Below are 3,090 nucleotides of genomic sequence, written 5' to 3' on the forward strand. Positions count from 1 at the left end.
ACCCGGACGGGTCCGCCGCCTTCCCCGTGCCGGCCGGGCGGCGGTGCCGCACGGCCCCTTCCACTCACTTTCCACTCACTCCTCCGCCGCGCCCTCGGGCAGCCGCTCGCCCTCCTCGTCCAGGATCTCGCGGTCGCCGACCGGCTCGTCGAGCTCCACCTCCACGGTCATGTCCTTGGCGACCAGCACACAGGCCCTGCCCGGCTCGCGGGGCTCGCCGGTGATCCGCACCGTCACCCTCCCGTCGCTCTCCTGGGCGCTCGCGCGGTACTCGTCGCACACCCCGCCCCAGAAGTGCACCGTGAGCGTGCGGTCCCGCGCCCCGTACTCCTCGACGTAGGTGGCGGTGCCGACCCGCTCCTCGGGACGCGGACCCGGTGTGCCCGGCACGGACGTGGAGTCGTCGCCGTCCCCGGAGGAGGGCGGCGCCAGGAACTCCGGCTCCACCGCCGGGTGGACTACCGTGTGGGTCTCCCCGCCCGCCGGCGCCACCTCGAACAGCCAGGAGGGAACGAGTAGTTCGCGCCCCTGCGAGGAGTACGCCGACAGTCCGAAGGCCGCCCCCGTCACCTCCACCCGCTCGCGCTCCCCGGCCGGGCCGCAGGGTTCGGGGCCGCCCGCCCCGCCCGGCCGCCCCGGATCGCCGTCGGCGGGCGGGACGTCCCCCGGCCCCCCGGCGCCCGGCTTCGGCCCCGGGGCCTCCTTCTCCGGCGGCACGGAGCACTTCAGGCCCAGGTCCACCCGGCCGCCGCGCTCGTTGAGCGCGGCCAGGGTCTCACCGGCGTCCATGACCGGGTACTCGGAGCCCCCGTCCGCCTCCGTCAGTCCGACCGCCCGCCCGTTGCCGCTCGCCAGCGCTCCCCCGTGCCCGACGCCGATCTCGGTCGTCCAGCCGTGGACGGGCAGCCCGTCCTGCCGGGGCTCGACGCGGACGATGCGCAGCCCGCCCCGCTCCTGCCCGGCGTCCACCTCGGCGCCCTCCAGGCCGAGGGCCTCCACGACGGGCCGGGCCGCCCTCTTGGCCTCCTTCTCGGAGACGTCCCCGGCCCTCAGCGGCACCGCGCCGGTGAACGACCAGGCACCGGAGGCGGCGTCCACGGTGAGGTGCCCGTCCTCGCCGCCGGCCGTCCAGGGGCCGTCCTCGCGGCGTACCTCGCCGCGTACCTCCAGCGCCTTCGCCAGCTCGGTCACCTCCTCCTCGCCGACCTCCTCGGCGGGCCGGTAGGCCGGGGCCGAGGCGGGGCCGTCGGGCAGGGGACCGGACGCCTTGTAGACCGGGCCGCCGGGGGCCGGCTCGCCGGGCGCGATCCCGAGCTCCGGCGAGGCGGCGCGGGACTGCCCGTAGCCGTCCAGGACCAGCGGCGCGGGCCCGTCCCGGCCGTCCTGCGGGGCCGCGCCCGAGGCGCCGCCGTCCCCGGCGGTCGAGGCCCAGTACGCGCCGCCGCCTCCGGCCAGCAGGACGGCGAGGGCCACCGAGACGGTCGTCAGTCCGCGTCGCCGGGTTCGGGTGGGTTCCGGGGTGTGATCGGCGTTCACCGCATCGCTCCTTCGATTCCGTGCACCGTGCGTCCGCGTACCGCGCGTTCCCGGTGCCTGCCTCTCCAGCCGTGCGCCGGTGTGACGGGAACGGGCCGCGGACGGTTCCCCCGGCCCGGCCGCGGGGAACGCAAGGCCTTGGGGGAACACGAGGGCGCGAGGAAGTAGCGTGGTGTGTCCGCATCCCCGCCTCCCCTGGAGCAGTCCGCCGTGCGTATCGCTGTCACCGGCTCCATCGCCACCGACCATCTGATGACCTTCCCCGGCCGCTTCGCCGACCAGTTCGTCGGCGACCGGCTCCACACGGTCTCGCTGTCCTTCCTGGCCGACACCCTCAACATCCGGCGCGGCGGCGTCGGCGCGAACATCAGCTTCGGCATGGGCCAGCTCGGGGTGCGCCCGGTTCTCGTCGGAGCCGCGGGCGCCGACTTCGAGGAGTACCGCGCCTGGCTGGAGCGGCACGGCGTGGACACCGCCTCGGTGCGCATCTCCGAGATCCTGCACACCGCGCGCTTCGTGTGCACCACCGACACCGACCACAACCAGATCGGCACCTTCTACACCGGCGCCATGAGCGAGGCCCGGCTGATCGAGCTCAAGACGGTCGCCGACCGGGTCGGCGGACTGGACCTGGTCCACATCGGGGCGGACGACCCCGAGGCGATGATGCGCCACACCGAGGAGTGCCGCACACGCTCCATCCCCTTCGCCGCCGACTACTCCCAGCAGCTCGCCCGGATGGAGGGGGAGGAGATCCGCGGACTCACCGAGGGCGCGGCCTACCTGTTCACCAACGAGTACGAGGCCGGGCTGGTGGAGTCCAAGACCGGCTGGAGCGCGCAGGACATCCTCGACCGGGTCGGGGTCCGCGTCACCACGCTGGGCGCCAAGGGGGTCCGCATCGAGCGGGCGGGCCGGGAGACCCTCACCGTCCCCTGCCCCGAGGAGGAGTCCAAGGTCGATCCGACGGGGGTCGGCGACGCCTTCCGCGCCGGTTTCCTGTCGGCTCTCGCCTGGGACCTCGGGCTGGAGCGTGCCGCACAGCTCGGCTGCATGCTGGCCACCCTCGTGATCGAGACCCTGGGCACCCAGGAGTACGAGCTGAGGCGCTCCCACTTCCTGGAGCGCTTCACCAAGACCTACGGCGAGGACGCCGCGGCCGAGGTGCGGACCCGCCTGTCCTGAACCCGCACCCCGGTACGGGACCGCCCCCGGCGGGAGCCGGGGGCGGGGAAGGGAGTCAGACGGTGCGGCGCACCCGGTAGGCGTGGCCCCGCGCGCCCAGGTACTCGTGACCGCGCATCTCGCACCAGGCCGGGACGTCCAGCCGGGCCGCCTCGTCGTCGGCGAGCAGCAGGACCGTGCCGCCCACCGGCACCCGGCCGATCACCTTCGCTAGCTCGATCACCGGGATCGGGCACCGCTTGCCCCGGGAGTCGACGGTGAGCGCCGCCTCCCGGCCGTCCTCCGCGGCACCCGGTCCGCCGTCCCCCCCGGCGCCCCCCGCCGCCGCCGGGGCCGCGGGGTGTCGGTCGGGGGGGGGGGGGGTCTGGG

The 3,090-nt window shown here is 75.5% G+C and carries 3 protein-coding genes; 1 reads left to right on the forward strand and 2 read right to left on the reverse strand.

The window, feature by feature from the left end:
• Positions 1-75 precede the first annotated feature (75 nt).
• Positions 76-1,536, reverse strand: coding sequence for a hypothetical protein (locus tag AC2CJA_RS25670; protein ID WP_484605058.1), 1,461 nt, complete (start codon positions 1,534-1,536; stop codon positions 76-78).
• Positions 1,537-1,746: 210 nt separating this feature from the next.
• On the opposite strand from AC2CJA_RS25670, the gene AC2CJA_RS25675 reads away from it, so the two are divergent.
• Positions 1,747-2,721, forward strand: a complete 975-nt coding sequence (locus tag AC2CJA_RS25675) for a carbohydrate kinase family protein (protein ID WP_484605060.1) — start codon at positions 1,747-1,749, stop codon at positions 2,719-2,721.
• A gap of 55 nt (positions 2,722-2,776) precedes the next feature.
• Here AC2CJA_RS25675 and AC2CJA_RS25680 read toward each other — a convergent pair.
• On the reverse strand, positions 2,777-3,090 hold a 314-nt coding region (locus AC2CJA_RS25680), incomplete at its 5' end, for a sulfurtransferase TusA family protein (protein WP_484605059.1).

The organism is Streptomyces sp. ATLC9 (assembly GCF_057196705.1).